At 60.3% G+C, this 19,098-nt stretch carries 14 protein-coding genes and 1 pseudogene; 13 read left to right on the top strand and 2 right to left on the bottom strand.

Translation table 11 applies throughout. The annotated features are described in order from the left end of the window. Nucleotides 1–3 precede the first annotated feature (3 nt). Complete coding sequence (locus tag GVL50_RS13380; RefSeq protein WP_053116908.1) at nucleotides 4–1,071, bottom strand: DUF2333 family protein; 1,068 nt, start codon at nucleotides 1,069–1,071, stop codon at nucleotides 4–6. A 435-nt stretch (nucleotides 1,072–1,506) separates the two neighbouring features. Here GVL50_RS13380 and gcbA point away from each other — a divergent pair, with 435 nt between their 5' ends. The 13 genes and pseudogenes from gcbA (at nucleotide 1,507) to GVL50_RS13445 (ending at nucleotide 18,370) form a co-directional block, all read left to right on the top strand. Further along, nucleotides 1,507–3,177, top strand: coding sequence for a diguanylate cyclase GcbA (gene gcbA / locus GVL50_RS13385; RefSeq protein WP_159813509.1), 1,671 nt, complete (start codon nucleotides 1,507–1,509; stop codon nucleotides 3,175–3,177). Nucleotides 3,178–4,668: 1,491 nt separating this feature from the next. Beyond that, nucleotides 4,669–5,175, top strand: a pseudogene (locus GVL50_RS29445) (methyl-accepting chemotaxis protein); the annotation flags it as partial. Nucleotides 5,176–5,422: 247 nt separating this feature from the next. Continuing rightward, entirely contained in the window at nucleotides 5,423–5,875 is a 453-nt protein-coding gene (aroQ, locus tag GVL50_RS13395) for a type II 3-dehydroquinate dehydratase (protein ID WP_008078187.1), read from the top strand. A gap of 48 nt (nucleotides 5,876–5,923) precedes the next feature. Continuing rightward, nucleotides 5,924–6,382 carry an acetyl-CoA carboxylase biotin carboxyl carrier protein gene (gene accB, locus GVL50_RS13400; RefSeq protein WP_008078186.1) on the top strand — a complete coding sequence of 153 codons (459 nt, stop codon included), beginning with the start codon at nucleotides 5,924–5,926 and terminating at the stop codon, nucleotides 6,380–6,382. Nucleotides 6,383–6,399: 17 nt separating this feature from the next. Further along, nucleotides 6,400–7,758, top strand: a complete 1,359-nt coding sequence (gene accC, locus GVL50_RS13405; protein ID WP_159813513.1) for an acetyl-CoA carboxylase biotin carboxylase subunit — start codon at nucleotides 6,400–6,402, stop codon at nucleotides 7,756–7,758. A gap of 246 nt (nucleotides 7,759–8,004) precedes the next feature. Continuing rightward, the gene (gene prmA, locus GVL50_RS13410) at nucleotides 8,005–8,883 is read left to right on the top strand and encodes a 50S ribosomal protein L11 methyltransferase (protein ID WP_053116905.1); all 879 of its coding nucleotides are present in this window, start codon (nucleotides 8,005–8,007) and stop codon (nucleotides 8,881–8,883) included. Nucleotides 8,884–8,913: 30 nt separating this feature from the next. Continuing rightward, nucleotides 8,914–10,200, top strand: coding sequence for a DUF3426 domain-containing protein (locus tag GVL50_RS13415; RefSeq protein ID WP_159813515.1), 1,287 nt, complete (start codon nucleotides 8,914–8,916; stop codon nucleotides 10,198–10,200). A gap of 185 nt (nucleotides 10,201–10,385) precedes the next feature. Beyond that, the gene (dusB, locus tag GVL50_RS13420; protein ID WP_159813517.1) at nucleotides 10,386–11,396 is read left to right on the top strand and encodes a tRNA dihydrouridine synthase DusB; all 1,011 of its coding nucleotides are present in this window, start codon (nucleotides 10,386–10,388) and stop codon (nucleotides 11,394–11,396) included. Then, on the top strand, nucleotides 11,393–11,713 hold the full coding sequence (gene fis / locus GVL50_RS13425; RefSeq protein ID WP_003221275.1) for a DNA-binding transcriptional regulator Fis: 321 nt from the start codon (nucleotides 11,393–11,395) through the stop codon (nucleotides 11,711–11,713). Before dusB ends, fis begins: the two co-directional genes overlap by 4 nt. 83 nt (nucleotides 11,714–11,796) lie before the next feature. Next, complete coding sequence (gene purH / locus GVL50_RS13430; protein ID WP_159813519.1) at nucleotides 11,797–13,404, top strand: bifunctional phosphoribosylaminoimidazolecarboxamide formyltransferase/IMP cyclohydrolase; 1,608 nt, start codon at nucleotides 11,797–11,799, stop codon at nucleotides 13,402–13,404. Between the two features lie 149 nt (nucleotides 13,405–13,553). Next, the gene (gene purD / locus GVL50_RS13435) at nucleotides 13,554–14,849 is read left to right on the top strand and encodes a phosphoribosylamine--glycine ligase (RefSeq protein ID WP_053116901.1); all 1,296 of its coding nucleotides are present in this window, start codon (nucleotides 13,554–13,556) and stop codon (nucleotides 14,847–14,849) included. Between the two features lie 99 nt (nucleotides 14,850–14,948). Next, nucleotides 14,949–17,726, top strand: coding sequence for a hybrid sensor histidine kinase/response regulator (locus GVL50_RS13440; RefSeq protein WP_159813520.1), 2,778 nt, complete (start codon nucleotides 14,949–14,951; stop codon nucleotides 17,724–17,726). A 47-nt stretch (nucleotides 17,727–17,773) separates the two neighbouring features. Then, nucleotides 17,774–18,370: a MarC family protein gene (locus GVL50_RS13445; RefSeq protein ID WP_159813521.1), complete on the top strand. Its 597-nt coding sequence runs from the start codon at nucleotides 17,774–17,776 to the stop codon at nucleotides 18,368–18,370. Nucleotides 18,371–18,405: 35 nt separating this feature from the next. On the opposite strand, the gene GVL50_RS13450 is transcribed toward GVL50_RS13445, so the two are convergent. Further along, nucleotides 18,406–19,089: a hypothetical protein gene (locus GVL50_RS13450; RefSeq protein WP_159813523.1), complete on the bottom strand. Its 684-nt coding sequence runs from the start codon at nucleotides 19,087–19,089 to the stop codon at nucleotides 18,406–18,408. Nucleotides 19,090–19,098: the final 9 nt, after the last annotated feature.

Genomic DNA, 19,098 nt, shown 5'->3' on the forward strand with positions numbered 1-19,098 from the left:
GACTCATCCCTGATTAAGCAGTTGACGCAGATCGATCACAGCAGCGTTCGCACGGGAAATATAGTTGGCCATGACCAGCGAGTGGTTGGCCAAAACGCCGAAGCCGCTACCGTTAAGAATCATAGGACTCCACACCGGTTCCTGCGAGGCTTCCAGTTCACGAATGATCTGACGCACGCTGACGGTGGCGTTCTTCTTCGCCAGTACATCGGCGAAGTCGACTTCGATAGCGCGCAGCAAATGCGACAGCGCCCACGCCTGACCGCGTGCTTCGTAGAAGACGTTGTCGATCTGCATCCACGGCGTCTCGACGATTTCCTCATCGACCTGCGGCACTTCACCCACCGCCGGGGTTTCGGTTTTCAGCGCGGTGTTCAGCTTGACCCGACCGACACTGGCCGACAGTCGTTGCGACAGCGAGCCCAGACGGGTGCCGACATCGCCCAGCCAGTTGTTCAGGTTGTCAGCACGTGCGTAGAACAGTGCGTTTTTCTGGCTCGGATCCGACAGGCGCGCCTGATAACGGCTCAGCGAGTTGATGCCTTCCTGATACTCGGACTCGCTGGAAGGCAGAACCCAGCTCTTGTTGTCGAAGTTGAAACGCGGCTCGGCCTTGGCCAGATCGGCGTCTTCCGCCGACTGCGATTGCGAGCGGGCGAAGTCTTTGCGCAGGGCACGGGTCAGGTCGCGCACCTGAACCAGCACGCCGTATTCCCAGCTTGGCGTGTTGTCCATCCACAGGCCTGGCGGGAAGCGGTCGTTGGAAATGTAACCGCCCGGTTTGTTGAGCAAGGTGCCCGCGACGGTCTTCAGGGTTTCGACCGTGGTGTAGCCGATGACCATTTGCTTGCCTTCTTTCTCGGCAGCCACTTGCGCGTTTTGTGCGACCGGAAACAGCGCCGGCTCCTGGCTCCAGTACCAGCCGAGGCCGATGGTCACCAGCAGATAAATGCCGATCAGTGTGGCCAATGCGCGGCTGAACAGCAGCCCGCCAACATAGCTGCGGGTGGCCGACTTGGGCTCGGCGGCACGTTCAGGCGCGCTGCCCGCGCGGTTTTTCCAGTCCAGCATGGCGATATCCTTTCAATCACTTGGGTTCAACGGTTCGACCACAACCATACAACAACGTGCCAGAGCCGGGCACCCGCGCGTAAAGATAAGCCGCAAATCATGTGGGCGAATGACGCTTCGCGCCGAACTAAGGGATTCCCTGATAGCCGAGGGCCGATCACCCGCATGCAGGCGCTTGAAAACAATCGAAAAGCGCATTCACCGCGATGATAAAAGCGTGGGCAAAAAACTCATCCGAAAATCATCCTGCCTCTATAACGCCCCCAGATCACGGGGACTTCACCGACGAGCAGGTCGAAAACAAAACCGATCGGTCAGAAACTGAATGATGACGCATTGCAGATTATTGCAGTACGACGCTCGTGTAAGGGAAAAGAGGTGCTAGCATAGAGCCACCAGTCGCCCTCAGCATGCAGCCTAACTAGTAGTCAGGATATGACCGAGCCAGAAGACCCCAGCCGTGAGCGTCTCAAGCACCACTTTGCCCAGCGGGTAATTCATCAGGCACGTCAGATTCTTGAGATATGGCAGCGCCTGCAACGCAGTGAGTGGTCCACCGTCGACCTCGCCGAACTGAGCGAGGCGAACTTGCGCCTGCTGCGTTTTGCCGAGCGCTTCGAACAGCCCGAACACACGCAACTGGCGCACCACATCAGTCAATCGCTGCAAGCAGTGGATGCCAATCGCGGCCGTCTCAGCAGCGGTCTGATCACCGACCTCAATCGTTTGATGCAGCGTTTGTCGCGCACCGGCCTGCGTCACGGCGATCAACTCGACCAGACCTTCCTGCCGCCGCTGCGCAAGCCGATCTACGTGATGCTGCAGGATCACGACCGCGCCGAGCGACTGGCCAAACAACTGGAATTTTTCGGTCTCAGCGCACAGGCGCTGGACAGCGTGGCAGCCTTTCGTTCGTCGATGGTCGAGCGCTTGCCCGCCGCCATCGTCATGGACGTGGACTTCAGCGGTGCCGGCATCGGCCTGAAACTCGCCGCCGAAGCGCAGGTCGGTCTGGATGAACCGCTGCCGCTGCTGTTCTTCAGCCTGCACGAAACCGACACCCCGACCCGTCTTGCCGCCGTGCGCGCCGGCGGCCAGGAATTCCTCACCGGCACCCTCGAAGCGTCGAGCCTGCTGGAGAAAATCGAGGTCCTCACCTGCGTCGCCCAGTACGAACCTTATAAAGTGCTGATCATCGACGACTCGCGTGCGCAGGCCCTGCACACCGAGCGTCTGCTCAACAGCGCCGGGATCGTCACGCGCACGCTGATCGAACCGATTCAGGCGATGGCCGAACTGGCCGATTTCCAGCCGGATCTGATCATCCTCGACATGTACATGCCGGCCTGCACCGGCACCGAGCTGGCCAAAGTGATTCGCCACAACGACCGTTATGTCAGCGTGCCGATCATCTATCTGTCGGCCGAGGACGATCTGGACAAACAGCTCGACGCGATGAGCGAGGGCGGCGATGACTTCCTGACCAAACCGATCAAGCCGCGCCACCTGATCACCACCGTGCGCAACCGCGCGGCCCGCGCGCGCAATCTGAAAGCACGGATGGTGCGCGACAGCCTCACCGGTCTGTACAACCACACGCACATTCTGCAATTGCTTGAGGACTGCTCGTTCCGCGCTCGCCGCGAGAACAAGCCGCTGAGCTTTGCGATGCTCGACATCGACCACTTCAAACGGGTCAACGACAGCCACGGCCACCCAATGGGCGACCGCGTGATCAAGAGCCTGGCGCTGTTCCTCAAGCAGCGTTTGCGCAAGACCGATTTCATCGGCCGTTACGGCGGCGAAGAATTCGCCATCGTCATGCCCGACACGGATATAGAGGCTGCGCACAAAGTGCTCGACGAAATTCGTCAGCGCTTCGCCGAGATTCATTACCCGGCACAACCGCAGGATTTGTGGTGCACCTTCAGCGCCGGCGTGGTGGAAATGCACGACGACTGCGACAGCCTGATGATGGCCAGCCAGGCCGACGAGGCGCTGTACCGCGCCAAGGGTGCCGGGCGCAATCGCGTGCAGTCGGCGCGGGAATCAAAGCAAAGTGCCACCTTTTCATCAGATTCCACTGATTCGGTCATAACCCTGTAACAGAACCGCAATAAATTCAGGCGCTTACCATTTCTGCCGTTGGTAGCCGTCATGCGCCTGAAGTTGCTCACCAATCTCAATACCCTGCTGCTGGTCGCCGTGTGTGTCGCACTCGGCGCCACGCTGTGGTGGTCGCAAAAAGCCCTCGAACGCCCGTATCTATTGATGGAGCGGTATCTGGGGTTGTCACAGCAATTTCAGAACGAGGTCGCTCGTAACGTCGAGGACTACCTCGCCAGCGGCGACGCCTTGCGCCTGAGCGCCGCCAGTCAGGCCATCGATGGCTTGCACAAAGAACTCGGCGAACTGCCGCCGGCGCTGGCCGATACGCTGCGCCCGAGCCTGGCGGAGCTGGATGAATTCAGCAAAACCGACTTGCTCGCCGCCGGCAAACTGGCCGGTGATCCGCAGGCGCTGCTGTTGCAGGCCGAACGCGAACTGAGCGCCAGCCTTGAGCAACTCAGCACCTACGCCAACGGCAACTCGGGTTACCTGACGCCGCTGCTTGCCGCCTCGCAACATCTCGGCAAATTGTCGCTGGCGCGGGACAAACTGGTCAGCAGCGGTCGCAGTGAACTGGCGGCGGACGTTGAGCGTGAAGTCAGCAATATCAGCACGCAGGCTCAAGCAATCGATGCCCTGCCCTTGCTCGGCGTGGTTGCGAAAAGTGAATCCGGCAGCGACGATTTCGCCGCGCTGATGGGCATCGAGAACACTGAAAAAGCCGTCGCCGAAGATGCTGGCGTCGGCCTCAAACGCGAACTCAACAGCTTGCTCGGTCGTTATCCGGCAGAGCTGGCGCGCACTCGCGAGCAGATCCAGAAGCGCAGCGATCTCAGCGCCGCCACCCACCAGAAAATCGCCGCCGTGCAGCAGGCCATCGCCGGACTCGAGCCGGTGGTGCGTGCGCAACACGGGCAGATTCAGGGTGAAGTGCGCCTGATGCAGGGCGTGATGATCGGCCTGATTCTGTTGATCGCGCTGCTGATCGACACCTTGCAGCGCCGACTCTCGCGCACCCTGACCAACCTAGCTCCAGCGCTGTCGACCTGGGCTGAAGGCGATTTCAGCCGCGACATTCATCTGGGCAAAACCAACCGCGAACTGCACGACATCGAGGCTTCGCTCAATCGCTTGCGCGCCTATCTGGTGGATCTGGTCGGGACGATTCGCGGCAACGCCGAGCAGGTCGCGGGCAGCAGCCGCACCCTCGCCGAGCTGAGCAACGATTTGCACAGCGGCGCCGAGCATCAGGCCGGCGACACCGCATTGATCCGCGATTCCCTCGGCGAACTGGAGGCGACCATTCAACAAGTGGCCGGTGACGCGCGGCAGGCAGCCGATGCCAGCCGTCATGCCGGACTGGCCGTCGAGCATGGCCAAACCGTGATTGGCCAGAGCCTGACCGGGCTGCACGCCTTGGTCGGTGAAGTGCAAGGCAACGCGCAGATGATCGAGCATCTGGCGGAGGAGTCAGCGACCATCGGTGGCGTGCTGACGGTGATTCGCTCGATTGCCGATCAGACCAATTTGCTCGCGCTGAACGCGGCGATTGAAGCGGCGCGGGCCGGGGAGATGGGTCGTGGTTTTGCCGTGGTCGCCGAGGAAGTGCGTTCGCTGGCGCAGCGGACAGCCGGGGCCACGGCGGAGATTCAGACGTTGATTGCCGGCCTGCAAACGGCGGCACGGCAATCGGTCGAAGGCATGCGCGCGCAGGTCGAACACGCCGAAGCCACGGCCAGTCAGGCACAAGCAGCGGACGGGGCGCTGGATAAAATTGTTGGCGCGATCCAGACCATCTCCGACACGGCGGTGCGCATTGCTGAGGTTACGGCGCAGCAGAGTGGCGCGGTCAGTGAGATTCGCGATCACAGTGAGCGGATTCATCAGTTGGGTGGGGATAACTTGCTGCGGATCGGCCGAGGTCGCGAACAGGGCGAAAATCTGCTGGTTCTCGGCGGCCAGCTGCATACCGCCGTTCAGGCCTTCCGCGTCTGACAAAAATCCCTGTAGGAGCTGCCGAAGGCTGCGATCTTTTGATCTTCCACCTAAAAATCAAAAGATCGCAGCCTTCGGCAGCTCCTACAAGGATTGCCACAAATGACCGGATCCAGACCCCCGGTCACATATTTTGCGCAAACATCGCCCATCGTGCTGGCTATTGCATAGAACTGGACAGTCACAAAGTCTTTGCGGCATAGTCGCCGGGTTCTGAACATTGCTCACCCATAACAAGGACACGCAGATGGCAACGCTACTGGTGCTGCACGGCCCCAACCTGAACCTGCTCGGCACCCGCGAACCCGGTACTTACGGTTCAACGACCCTGGCGCAGATCAATCAGGATCTGGAGCGCCGCGCCCGTGAAGCCGGCCACCATCTGCTGTATCTGCAAAGCAATGCCGAGTACGAATTGATCGACCGGATCCACGCCGCGCGCGGCGAAGGTGTGGATTTCATCCTGATCAATCCAGCAGCTTTTACACACACAAGTGTCGCATTACGTGACGCGTTGCTGGGAGTGAGCATCCCATTCATCGAAGTGCATTTGTCCAACGTGCACAAACGCGAACCTTTCCGCCATCACTCTTACTTCTCCGACGTAGCGGTGGGAGTGATCTGCGGCCTTGGCGCCAGCGGTTACCGACTGGCCCTGGAGGCTGCACTAGAACAGCTTGAAACACCGGCAACGACTTGAAATACAAGCGTTAAGCGCCCCTGACCGACCCTTGGGAGTTGATGATTCATGGATATCCGTAAAGTTAAGAAATTGATCGAATTGCTGGAAGAGTCCGGCATCGACGAGCTCGAGATCAAGGAAGGCGAAGAGTCCGTACGCATCAGCCGTCACAGCAAAACCCCGGCTCAGCAGTATTACGCGCCGGCTCCGATGCAAGCACCGGCTGCCGCACCTGTTGCTGCTCCGGTAGCGGCTGCAGCACCGGTTGCCGCTGCTGCGCCAGCGCTGAACGGCACTGTTGCCCGTTCGCCGATGGTCGGCACGTTCTACCGTAAATCTTCGCCAGCCTCGCCAGCCTTCGTTGAAGTCGGCCAGACCGTGAAGAAAGGCGACACTCTGTGCATCGTCGAAGCCATGAAGATGATGAACCACATCGAAGCTGAAACCAGCGGTGTGATCGAGTCCATCCTCGTCGAAGACGGCCAGCCGGTTGAGTACGACCAACCGCTGTTCACCATCGTTTGAACTGCGGAGAGCCTTTGATGACTGCGAAGTTGGAAAAAGTTCTGATCGCGAACCGCGGTGAGATCGCCCTGCGGATTCTGCGTGCCTGCAAAGAGATGGGCATCAAGACCGTCGCCGTTTACTCCAAGGCCGACAAAGAGCTGATGCACCTGGGTCTGGCAGACGAATCCGTCTGCATCGGCCCGGCGTCTGCCGCTCAGTCCTACCTGCACATCCCGGCCATCATCGCTGCCGCTGAAGTGACTGGCGCTACCGCCATTCACCCAGGCTACGGTTTCCTCGCGGAAAACGCCGATTTTGCCGAGCAAGTCGAGAACTCCGGCTTCGCTTTCATTGGCCCGAAAGCCGACACCATTCGCCTGATGGGCGACAAGGTATCGGCCAAGCACGCGATGATCGAAGCGGGCGTTCCTACCGTTCCAGGTTCCGACGGCCCTCTGCCGGAAGACGAAGAAACGGCGCTGCGCATTGGTCGTGAAGTCGGCTACCCGGTGATCATCAAAGCCGCTGGCGGCGGTGGTGGTCGCGGCATGCGCGTGGTGCATAAAGAAGAAGACCTGATCTCCTTCGCCAAGCTGACCCGCACCGAAGCTGGCGCGGCGTTCGGCAACCCGATGGTCTATCTGGAAAAATTCCTGACCAACCCACGTCACGTGGAAGTCCAGGTTCTTTCCGATGGCCAGGGCCACGCCATCCATCTGGGCGACCGCGATTGCTCGCTGCAACGTCGTCACCAGAAGGTTCTCGAAGAAGCGCCGGCACCGGGCATCGACGAGCAGGCGCGTCAGGAAGTACTGGCTCGCTGCGTCAAAGCGTGCATCGACATCGGTTACCGCGGCGCGGGTACTTTCGAGTTCCTGTACGAGAACGGTCGTTTCTACTTCATCGAAATGAACACCCGTGTTCAGGTGGAGCACCCGGTTTCGGAAATGGTCACCGGCATCGACATCGTCAAGGAGATGCTCAGCATCGCCGCTGGCAACAAGCTGTCGTTCACTCAGGATGATGTGGTAATCCGCGGTCACTCGCTGGAATGCCGGATCAACGCTGAAGACCCGAAAACCTTCATGCCGAGCCCGGGTACGGTCAAGCATTTCCACGCTCCAGGCGGCAACGGCGTTCGCGTCGATTCGCACCTGTACAGTGGCTATGCCGTTCCACCGAACTACGACTCGCTGATCGGCAAGCTGATCACTTACGGCGCAACCCGCGACGAAGCCATGGCCCGCATGCGCAATGCCCTGGACGAAATCGTGGTTGACGGGATCAAGACCAACATCCCGCTGCACCGTGATCTGGTTCGTGACGAAGGCTTCTGCAAGGGTGGTGTGAACATTCACTACCTCGAGCACAAGCTGGCTGGCGAGAAGCACTAAGCTTCAGCCCGCACCAGACAAAGCCGCCTTCGGGCGGCTTTGTTGTTTCTGCAGGTTTCAAAAGCCCGCTATGGAAGTCACCGTGCAAGTCACCATGGAAGTCGCTGCACTCCCCCTGTAGGAGCTGCCGAAGGCTGCGATCTTTTGATCTTCAACCATGTTCGTGTTCTGCCGCGCGCTCGCGTAAACTTGCGCGCTTCTCGCCGGCCGCTAGGCTGCAATCAATATTTTTCAAAGGTGCCCGCCATGCCTTGGCTGCAAGTACGTCTCGCCATCAGCCCGGAACAAGCCGAAACCTACGAAGACGCTTTCCTTGAAGTGGGCGCCGTGTCGGTGACCTTCATGGACGCCGAAGATCAGCCGATCTTCGAACCGGAACTCAATACCACCCCGCTGTGGGCTCACACGCACCTGCTGGCCCTGTTCGAGGGCGGCACCGAACCGGCACCGGTTCTGGCCCATCTCGAACTGCTGACCGGCAGCCCGCTGCCCGAGCATCACAGCGAAGTCATCGAAGATCAGGATTGGGAACGCAGCTGGATGGACGGTTTTGAGCCGATGCGTTTCGGTCAGCGTCTGTGGATTGTGCCGAGCTGGCACGCCGCGCCGGAGCCTGACGCGGTCAACCTGCTGCTCGATCCGGGCCTGGCTTTCGGCACCGGCACCCACCCGACCACCGCGCTGTGCCTGGAATGGCTCGACGGTCAGGATCTGAAAGACTGCAACGTGCTCGATTTCGGTTGCGGTTCGGGGATTCTGGCCATTGCCGCCCTGTTGCTCGGCGCGAAAGAAGCGGTCGGCACCGACATTGATGTGCAGGCGCTGGAAGCATCGCGCGACAACGCCGGGCGCAACAACATCGCTGATGAACTGTTCCCGCTGTACCTGCCGGAAGATCTGCCGCAGGTGCAAGCCGATGTGCTGGTCGCCAATATTCTCGCCGGCCCGCTGGTTTCGCTGGCGCCGCAACTGTCCAGCCTGGTGAAATCCGGTGGCCGTCTGGCGTTGTCGGGCATTCTTGCCGAGCAAGGTGATGAAGTCGCCGCCGCTTACGCGCAGGATTTCGACCTCGACCCGATCGCCAATCGCGATGGCTGGGTGCGCATCACCGGCCGTCGGCGCTAATATGACCGCCTGCACAATCCGGATCGCCGCATGACCGACAGCTTCGTCACCCAGTGCCCGCATTGCCAAACCAGTTTCCGTGTCAGCCATGCTCAATTGAGCGTGGCCCGCGGGGTGGTTCGCTGCGGCTCTTGTCTGCAAGTGTTCAACGCAGCCAAACAGCTGCTGGAACAACACGCCGGCAAGGACGCGGTGACACCGGTCGCGCCATCGATTGTCGAGCCTGCGCCGATTGTCGAGGCCGCGCCCGTTATCGAGCCGCCGCCCATCATCGAGCCGCCCGCACCGCGCGCCATCAGCCAAAAACAGTGGAGCGCGTCCGAGCTTGATCTCGACAGCCTCGATCTGGACGAAGAACTTGCCCGCCTCGAACAACGGGAAATCCAGCCGACCACCGAATTCGGTCGTCAACGCGAAGATTCCCTGAGTGCTCGCCGCGACAGCGCTGAGCCGGATGAAACGGTCTGGCGCGATACTCTTTTCAGCGAACGCGCCGATGAGCACGCCGCCGAACACGAAGAGCACGAAGAACACGAGCCAGAAGTTGTCGACATCGAGCCGGTGAAATCCGCGCGCACCGAGCCTTCGTTGTCGCTGGAACCGGTGGATCTCGACGACGAGCCGGCCATCCCGCAATTGCGCCTGCACGACCCGATCGATCCGAACGCCCGTCGCGAACGTTTTTCCGCTAGCGACGACAGCGAAGACGACGACCTGCCAACGATCACCCCATTGCGCAAAAAGCGTGACCGCGCAGACCCCGGCGTGCGCGCCGAAGTCCTGCAGGATCTGACCGACGACCCACTGCAACTCGACTGGCAGAAACGCCGCTCGCCGTGGGGCCGGCGCATGCTTTGGCTGTTGTTGGTGCTGCTGGCGGCGGGCGGTCTCGGCGCGCAGTACGTTGCTTACCATTTCGACGAACTGGCGCGGCAGGATCAATACCGTCCGTGGTTCCAGGAAATCTGCCCGCAGATCGGCTGCACCGTGCCGTCGAAAGTCGACATTGCCCGCATTAAAAGCAGCAATCTGGTGGTGCGCAGCCATCCGGAGTTCAGCGGTGCCTTGGTGGTCGACGCGATCATCTATAACCGCGCGACGTTCTCGCAGCCGTTTCCGCTGCTGGAACTGCGTTTCGCCGACCTCAACGGTCACTTGATTGCCAGTCGTCGGTTCAAGCCCGGCGAATACCTGAGCGGCGATCTCGAAGGATTGGCGGAAATGCCACCACAGACGCCGATCCACATTGCGCTGGATATTCTCGATCCAGGCCCGAAAGCGGTGAATTACAGCCTGAGTTTTCACTCGCCCGAGTGAATCGCTTCACCGTTTCTCGATTGACGGCAGTTTTCTGACTGAGCGGCGGGCAACCAAACCGCTGGCAATAACAGAATAACTGTTCAGATTTTGTTCAATTCAGCCTTTATCCAGTCATCGAGAGCGGGTATCATGCCAACCCTTTTTCGAACTCTCATGATCCGGCCCCACTTCAGGGAAGTCCTATGTCGGCGGTACGCATCGGCCCATACATATTGCAGAACGGCTTGATTCTCGCCCCGATGGCGGGCGTCACCGATCAGCCCTTTCGTCAGCTGTGCAAGCGTTTGGGCGCAGGGCTTGTAGTCTCGGAAATGGTCACCAGCGACATGAGCTTGTGGAACACCCGCAAGTCGCGCATGCGCATGATCCACGAAGGCGATCCCGAGCCACGCTCGGTACAGATTGCCGGTGGCGACGCGCAGATGCTGGCGGATGCAGCCCGGGCCAACGTTGAGCTGGGCGCACAGATTATTGATATCAACATGGGTTGCCCGGCAAAGAAGGTCTGCAACAAGGCCGCCGGTTCCGCGCTGTTGAAAGATGAAGCACTGGTGACCGAGATCCTGCAGGCCGTTGTGGCTGCGGTTGATGTGCCGGTCACCCTGAAGATCCGCACCGGTTGGGATCGCGACAACAAGAACGGCCTGACCGTGGCGAAGATCGCCGAGCAGGCCGGGATCACCGCGCTGGCAGTGCATGGCCGCACTCGCGCCGATCTGTACAAAGGTGAAGCCGAATACGACACGATTGCCGCGATCAAGCAGGCCGTGTCGATTCCGGTGTTTGCCAATGGCGACATCGATTCGCCGGAGAAGGCCCGTTTCGTGCTCGACGCGACCGGAGCCGATGGCCTGTTGGTAGGCCGCGCCGCCCAAGGGCGGCCATGGATTTTTCGCGAGATCGATCATTACCTGCGCACGGGCGAGAAATTGCCGGCGCCGCAGTTGATCGAAGTGGAACACATACTGCTAGAGCATCTGGCCGCACTTCACGCTTTCTATGGGGATGTGATGGGCGTGCGCATTGCGCGCAAGCATGTGGGCTGGTATCTCGCAACCTTGCCGGGCGCCAAGGAGTTTCGCGCCCACTTCAATCGTTTGGATGGTACGGAAACACAATGCGCCAATGTTCGGGAGTTCTTCGCCGAGCATTACAAGAGCCTGACAGGGGACGAAGAAGGGGTGGCCGCATGACGATGATGACCGAGACTTTAGTGAGTGGAACAGCACCCGTGAGCGACAACGTGAATTTGAAACAGCACCTCAATACCCCGAGCGAAGAAGGTCAGACCCTTCGCGGGAGTGTCGAGAAGGCGCTGCACAATTATTTCGCCCACCTTGAGGGCGCGTCCGTCACGGATGTGTACAACCTGGTGCTCTCCGAAGTCGAGGCGCCCCTGCTCGAAAGCGTGATGAACTACGTCAAGGGCAACCAGACCAAGGCCAGCGAGCTGCTCGGTCTCAACCGAGGCACGCTGCGCAAGAAACTCAAGCAGTACGATCTGCTGTAAGCATTCAATCAAACCAGAAAGGCGCCCGCGTAAAAAACGGTCGCCTTTTTTGCTGACTTCCTTTGCTTTTGATGGAAATTGAGATGACCGACCAGACTACCCGCCTGCCGATCCGCCGCGCCTTGATCAGCGTTTCCGACAAGACCGGGATCCTCGAATTCGCCAAGGAGCTTGAAGCTCTGGGCGTCGAGATCCTCTCGACCGGCGGAACGTTCAAGCTGCTGCGCGACAACGGTGTTGCCGCAGTGGAAGTCGCGGATTACACCGGTTTCGCCGAGATGATGGACGGTCGGGTGAAAACCCTGCACCCGAAAATCCACGGTGGCATCCTCGGTCGTCGCGGTATCGATGACGCGATCATGAACGAGCACGGCATCAAGCCGATCGATCTGGTTGCCGTTAACCTCTACCCGTTCGAAGCCACCATCAACAAGCCAGGCTGCGACCTGCCGACCGCGATCGAAAACATCGATATTGGCGGCCCGACCATGGTGCGTTCGGCAGCGAAAAACCACAAAGACGTCGCGATCGTGGTGAATGCCAGCGATTACGCCAGCGTGCTGGAAGGTCTGAAAGCCGGCGGCCTGACCTACGCTCAGCGCTTCGATCTGATGCTCAAAGCCTTCGAACACACCGCTGCCTACGACGGCATGATCGCCAACTACATGGGCACCGTGAATCAGGCCGCTGAAACCCTGAGCACTGAAGGTCGCAGCGAATTCCCGCGCACCTTCAACAGCCAGTTCATCAAGGCCCAGGAAATGCGCTACGGCGAGAACCCGCACCAGAGCGCGGCGTTCTACGTTGAAGCCAAACCGGCTGAAGTCGGCATCGCCACCGCGACCCAACTGCAAGGCAAAGAACTCTCGTACAACAACGTGGCCGACACCGACGCCGCGCTGGAATGCGTGAAGAGCTTCGTCAAGCCAGCCTGCGTCATCGTCAAACACGCCAACCCGTGCGGCGTGGCCGTCAGCCCGGACGCTGAAGGCGGCATCCGTCAGGCCTACGAACTGGCTTACGCCACCGACACCGAGTCGGCGTTCGGCGGCATCATCGCTTTCAACCGTGAACTGGATGCCGAGACCGCCAAGGCGATCGTCGAGCGTCAGTTCGTTGAAGTGATCATCGCCCCAAGCGTCAGCGAAGAAGCCCGCGCCATTGTTGCGGCGAAAGCCAACGTGCGCCTGCTGGCCTGCGGCGAGTGGTCGACTGACCGCGCTGCAGCGTGGGACTACAAGCGCGTCAACGGCGGCCTGCTGGTACAGAGCCGTGACATCGGCATGATCAGCGCCGATGACCTGAAAGTCGTGACCAAACGTGCGCCGACCGAGCAGGAAATCCACGACCTGATCTTCGCCTGGAAAGTTGCCAAGTACGTTAAGTCCAACGCCATCGTCTATGCCAAGAACCGTCAGACCATCGGTGTCGGCGCTGGCCAGATGAGCCGCGTAAACTCGGCGCGTATCGCTGCGATCAAGGCTGAGCACGCCGGCCTGCAAGTCGCCGGTTCGGTGATGGCCTCGGACGCGTTCTTCCCGTTCCGCGACGGTCTGGATAACGCGGCCAAGGTCGGTATCACTGCGGTGATCCAGCCGGGTGGTTCGATGCGTGATGCTGAAGTGATTGCCGCCGCTGACGAAGCCGGCATCGCCATGGTGTTCACCGGCATGCGCCACTTCCGTCACTGATTCAACTCGATCCAAATGTGGGAGCGGGCTTGCTCGCGAATGCAATCTGTCAGTCACAGCTGTTTTGCCTGACACACCGCTTTCGCGAGCAAGCCCGCTCCCACATAAAGCGCTCCAGCAGCGACTGACAGAATTCTGAGGTTTTTGAAATGAATGTTTTGATCATTGGCAGCGGTGGCCGTGAACACGCTCTGGCCTGGAAAGTGGCTCAGGATCCGCGCGTGCAGAAGGTTTTTGTTGCACCGGGCAACGCTGGCACCGCCATTGAAGCCAAGTGCGAAAACGTCGCCATCGACGTGCTGGCCCTTGAGCAACTGGCCGACTTCGCCGAGAAAAACGTTTCGCTGACTATCGTCGGCCCGGAAGTGCCGCTGGTGGCTGGCGTCGTTGACCTGTTCCGCGCCCGTGGTCTGGATTGCTTCGGCCCGACTGCCGGCGCTGCACAGCTGGAAGGCTCGAAAGCCTTCACCAAGGATTTCCTCGCCCGTCACAAGATCCCGACCGCCGATTACCAGAACTTCACCGAGATCGAGCCGGCCCTGGCTTATCTGCGTGAAAAAGGCGCACCGATCGTGATCAAGGCCGATGGCCTGGCCGCCGGTAAAGGCGTGATCGTCGCGATGACCCTGGCCGAAGCCGAAGACGCCGTGCGCGACATGCTCGCTGGCAACGCTTTCGGTGACGCCGGTTCGCGCGTGGTGATCGAAGAGTTCCTCGACGGCGAAGAAGCGTCGTTCATCGTCATGGTCGACGGCAAAAACGTGCTGCCGATGGCCACCAGCCAGGATCACAAACGTGTGGGCGACGGCGACAGCGGCCCGAACACGGGCGGCATGGGTGCTTACTCCCCTGCCCCGGTGGTCACTGCCGACGTGCACAAGCGCGTGATGGATCTGGTGATCTGGCCGACCGTGCGCGGCATGGCTGAGGAAGGCAACGTCTACACCGGTTTCCTCTATGCCGGTCTGATGATCGACAAGGCCGGTAACCCGAAAGTCATCGAGTTCAACTGCCGCTTCGGCGACCCGGAAACCCAACCGGTGATGCTGCGTCTGCAATCGAGCCTGGTGCTGTTGGTCGAAGCCGCTCTGGCGCAAGCGCTGGACAAGGTTGAAGCACAGTGGGATCCACGCCCGAGCGTCGGCATCGTGCTGGCCGCTGGCGGTTACCCGGGCGACTACGCCAAGGGCGCGGCGATCAACGGTCTCGACGCAGCGGCGAAGCTGGAAGGCAAAGTCTTCCACGCCGGTACTGCGCTGAAGGATGGCCAGGTTGTCACCGCCGGTGGTCGCGTACTCTGCGCCACCGCAATGGGCGCAAGCGTCGGTGAAGCGCAGCAGCAAGCGTACAAGCTGGCAGCAGCCATCGACTGGGAAGGCAGCTTCTACCGCAAGGACATTGGCTACCGCGCCATTGCCCGTGAACGTGGCGAAACCCAGGAATAAGCTGTTCATCAAGTCCGGCGAGGGATACCGTTCCTCGCCGGGCTGTTCCGCCGCGGCGCATCGTTATATTCTGGCATCAACCTACGAAGGGATTTCGCCGTGCGCTGGCTCAGGATTGCCATAAGCTTCACCGTCACGATGCTGACCTTGCTCTGCATGCTTCCGGCCCAGGCCGCACAAGGCAGTGGCTGGTCGGTATTGCTCGACGATCAGGGCAATCTGCAACTGAGCGACATCCGCTCCGCTCGCTACACCAATCAATTCAGCCCCATCGACCTTGATCGCCTCACCGCGTCCGAGCCCGATGGTGCACTGTGGCTGCGCTTCAGACTGGCGCCGGGCAAACACGAACAAGTGCTGCGCATCTTTGCCCCCGACCTCTCGCAGCTCAATCTGTACGTGCTCGACGGCGACCAGTTGATCGAGCAACGCAACACCGGCACCGAGCAACCGCAGGCCGAGCGACCTTTGCCCAGCAGCGACTTCATGCTCGCCCTGCCGCAAAGCGACAAACCACTCGACGTTTATTTGCGGATGGTCTCCGACCATCAATTGCGTCCGCACATCACCCTGCAATCGGCCGTGATGAGCGCGGCCAATCAAAACCATTCGCTGATTTTCGGTTTGCTGTTCGGCTGCCTCGCCATGCTCCTGCTGCATAACGTGGTGCGTTACAGCTATTCGCGTTCACGCAGCAGCTTGTGGCTGGCGGTTTGCGAAGGTCTGCTGGGCCTGAGCCTGTTGCTGCTGCTCAATCTGCTCGGGCCCTGGCTGCCGAACTGGCACGCGATCCAGACACCGGGCGCTTATCTGGCGCTGCTGCTGACCGCACCCGCCGGTTTGATGTTTGCTTATCGCTTCTTCGGCCCCCTCGGCCCGCACCCGCTGAACAAGCTGTTGATGGCCGACATCCTGTTCATTGTCATCTGCAGCCTGCTGCTGTTGTTCGTCAATACACTGCCGCTGAACATCATCACCTACGCATTGGTGGCACTCGCCGGTCTGAGCATGTTGTTCGTCGGCGTTTATCACTGGCAAAAAGGTTATCGCCCGGCGCGCCTGTTCGTGGCGGCCATGGTGGTGTTCAACATCGGCACGCTGATTATTTTGCCGGCGCTGCTGGGGCTGACACTGGTGTCGCCGCAAGGCTTGATCATGACGCTGATGGCGTTCATCTGCGTCAGCGGTCTGTTGATGAGCATCGCCCTCGGCGAGCGTCAGCGCAGCATCACCGAAAGCCGTTTCAGCGTCAGCCGCGACCTCGCCGCGAGCAACGCCGAGATCAACGCCAAAGCCGAATTCCTCGCCAAGATCAGCCACGAAATCCGCACGCCAATGAACGGTGTGCTGGGCATGACTGAACTGCTGCTCGGCACGCCGCTGTCGGTCAAGCAACGTGACTACGTGCAGACCATCCACAGCGCCGGCAACGAACTGCTGACGTTGATCAACGAGATTCTCGACATCTCCAAACTCGAGTCCGGACAGATCGAACTCGACGATGTGCAGTTCGACCTCAATGCGTTGATCGACGATTGCCTGAGCATCTACCGCGCAAAAGCCGAACAGCAGAACGTCGAACTGATCAGTTTCATCCAGCCGCAAGTCCCGCGCGTCATCAGTGGCGATCCGACCCGCCTGCGCCAGACCTTGCTCAGCCTGCTGGAAAACGCCCTGAAGAAAACCGAAGAAGGCGAAGTGCTGATCGTCGTCGCCCTCGACGAGCGCAGCTCCAAACCGCGTCTGCGCATCGCCGTGCAGGACAGCGGCGCGCCGATGGAGCAGGAAGAACGCGATGCGCTGATGCACGCCGAACTGCACAGCAAACACTTCCTCTCGGCGAATCGTCTGGGCGGCAATCTCGGGCTGGTCATCGCGCGGCAACTGATTCGTTTGATGCAGGGTGAGTTCGGCATCAAGAGCGGCGCCACGCAGGGCAGCACGTTGTGGCTGACTTTGCCGCTGGATCCGGATCGTCTCGAACACCCGACCTCCGATCTCGACAGTCCGCTGCAAGGCGCGCGCGTATTGGTGGTCGACGACAACGACACCTGCCGCAAAGTGCTGGTGCAGCAATGCAGCGCATGGGGCCTGAATGTCAGCGCCGTGCCGTCGGGCAAGGAAGCGCTGGCCCTGCTGCGCACTAAAGCGCACCTGCGCGATTATTTCGATGTGGTGTTGCTCGATCAGAACATGCCCGGCATGACCGGCATGCAGCTCGCGGCGAAGATCAAGGAAGACCCGAGCCTCAATCACGACATTCTGCTGATCATGCTCACCGGCATCAGCAACGCGCCGAGCAAGATCATCGCGCGCAACTCGGGGATCAAACGCATTCTGGCCAAACCGGTGGCCGGCTACACCCTCAAGACCACGCTGGCGGACGAACTCAACCAGCGCAACAAAGGTCAGGTGGTGTTCCAGCCGCAAGTGGTCACCGCGGCCACGGCGGCGAAAGTGCCGAGCGATTTCCGCATCCTCGTCGCCGAAGACAACACGATTTCGACCAAAGTGATTCGCGGCATGCTCGGCAAACTCAACCTGCAACCGGACACTGCCAGCAACGGCGAAGAAGCCCTGCAAGCGATGAAGGCGCAGCGTTACGATCTGGTGTTGATGGACTGCGAAATGCCGATACTCGATGGCTTCTCGGCGACGCAACAATTGCGCGCCTGGGAAGTCAGCAATCAGCGCATCCGCACGCCAATCGTCGCGCTGACCGCGCACATTCTTGCCGAACACAAAGAGCGCGCGCGTCAGGCCGGCATGGACGGGCACATGTCGAAACCGGTGGAATTGTCGCAGTTGCGCGAGTTGATCGAGCACTGGGTAGCTGAGCGTGATCAGCAGAATCGCGCGACAACCCAACCGTCGTAACGCCTGTTAGACTCCCCCACGACTACCCTCGCCAGTGAGCCAGCACCATGCTCCACGTGTTGTTCAGCGTTTACCTGAAGATGCTGGTGCTTTACAGCCCGTTCTTCGTGTTGTCGTGCTTCATTACCCTGACCCGTGGCTACTCGCGCAAGGAACAACGGCGCCTGGCCTGGAAAGTCGCCGCCGCCACGCTGATTTCCAGCGTCTTGCTGTACCTGTTCGGGCGAGTGATTTTCGATGTCTTCGGCATTACCGTGGATGCGTTCCGCATCGGCGCCGGCAGCGTGCTGTTTATCTCGGCACTGGGCATGGCGCAGGGTAAATCGGCGGTGCAGGCCGATAATGTCCAGCAAGACGTGACAATCGTGCCGCTGACCATTCCGATCACCGTCGGCCCCGGCACCATCGGTGCCTTGCTGGTCATGGGCGTGAGCCAGCCGCACTGGGACGACAAGCTCACAGCAATTCTGAGTATTGTGCTGGCCAGTTTCACCGTCGGCGTGGTGCTGTACCTGTCGAACCGGATCGAGAGAATTCTCGGCGATCAGGGTCTGCAGATCGTCAGCCGTTTGATGGGCCTGTTTGTCTGTGCGCTGGCCGCGCAAATCATCTTCACCGGGGTCAAAGGCTACCTGGTGCCATAAGCCCCGAACGTCGAGGTGTGTCGTCACGCGACAGGTCAGTGCTTTTCGCTGAACAACGGGCCGATCTCGATCGAGGGTGGATGTAACTCAGCCGCCAGCCACTCCCGCGTGTCGGCTCTGAATTCGTCGTATAAAGCCTGATTGAAACGGGCCGAATAACCACGGCGAATGACGTTGCCGACGGGCGTGTGCCGCGCAGCCCCACTCTCCCAATAACACGGGTCAATTTTGCTTTGCGTGTCGAATGACACGGAAACCATGCCGAGAAAACCACCCGCCTCGACCACCCCGGCCATTGCCCTGAACCGCACGCTCCCGGCCTCTGCGGACAAGCAATGACGCTTGAGGCTTTGCATCAGCGCCGCATCGCTGGAGGCTGACGCCAGCCTGCGCAAAGCAGCCGAGATCAACAGCCCCTGCCCGGAAGGCAAATGGGTTTCAGCCAACTCGAGCATTTCCTCCTGGCCCGAAATAGTCGACTCCGGCCCCAAAAGGGCTAGATCAGTCCGCTGCTCGGCGAAAAAACTCCAGCCACAGGCCGACAGGATCCCCGAGTAGATGTCGAACCACCGTGAATCCTGCACGCCCTGCGGCACATCTTCGTCAGCCGCCAGCCGGGCAAATGCCAACGTGTCCAGCACATCCTGTTTGATTGTCGACGGCAAGGCGCTGGATACCACCAGAAGCACGCCCGCATTGACATAAACCGAGTAGTTCATCTATTTGCT

The sequence above is a fragment of the Pseudomonas sp. 18058 genome, from assembly GCF_902706155.1.
Classification (GTDB): domain Bacteria; phylum Pseudomonadota; class Gammaproteobacteria; order Pseudomonadales; family Pseudomonadaceae; genus Aquipseudomonas; species Aquipseudomonas rustica.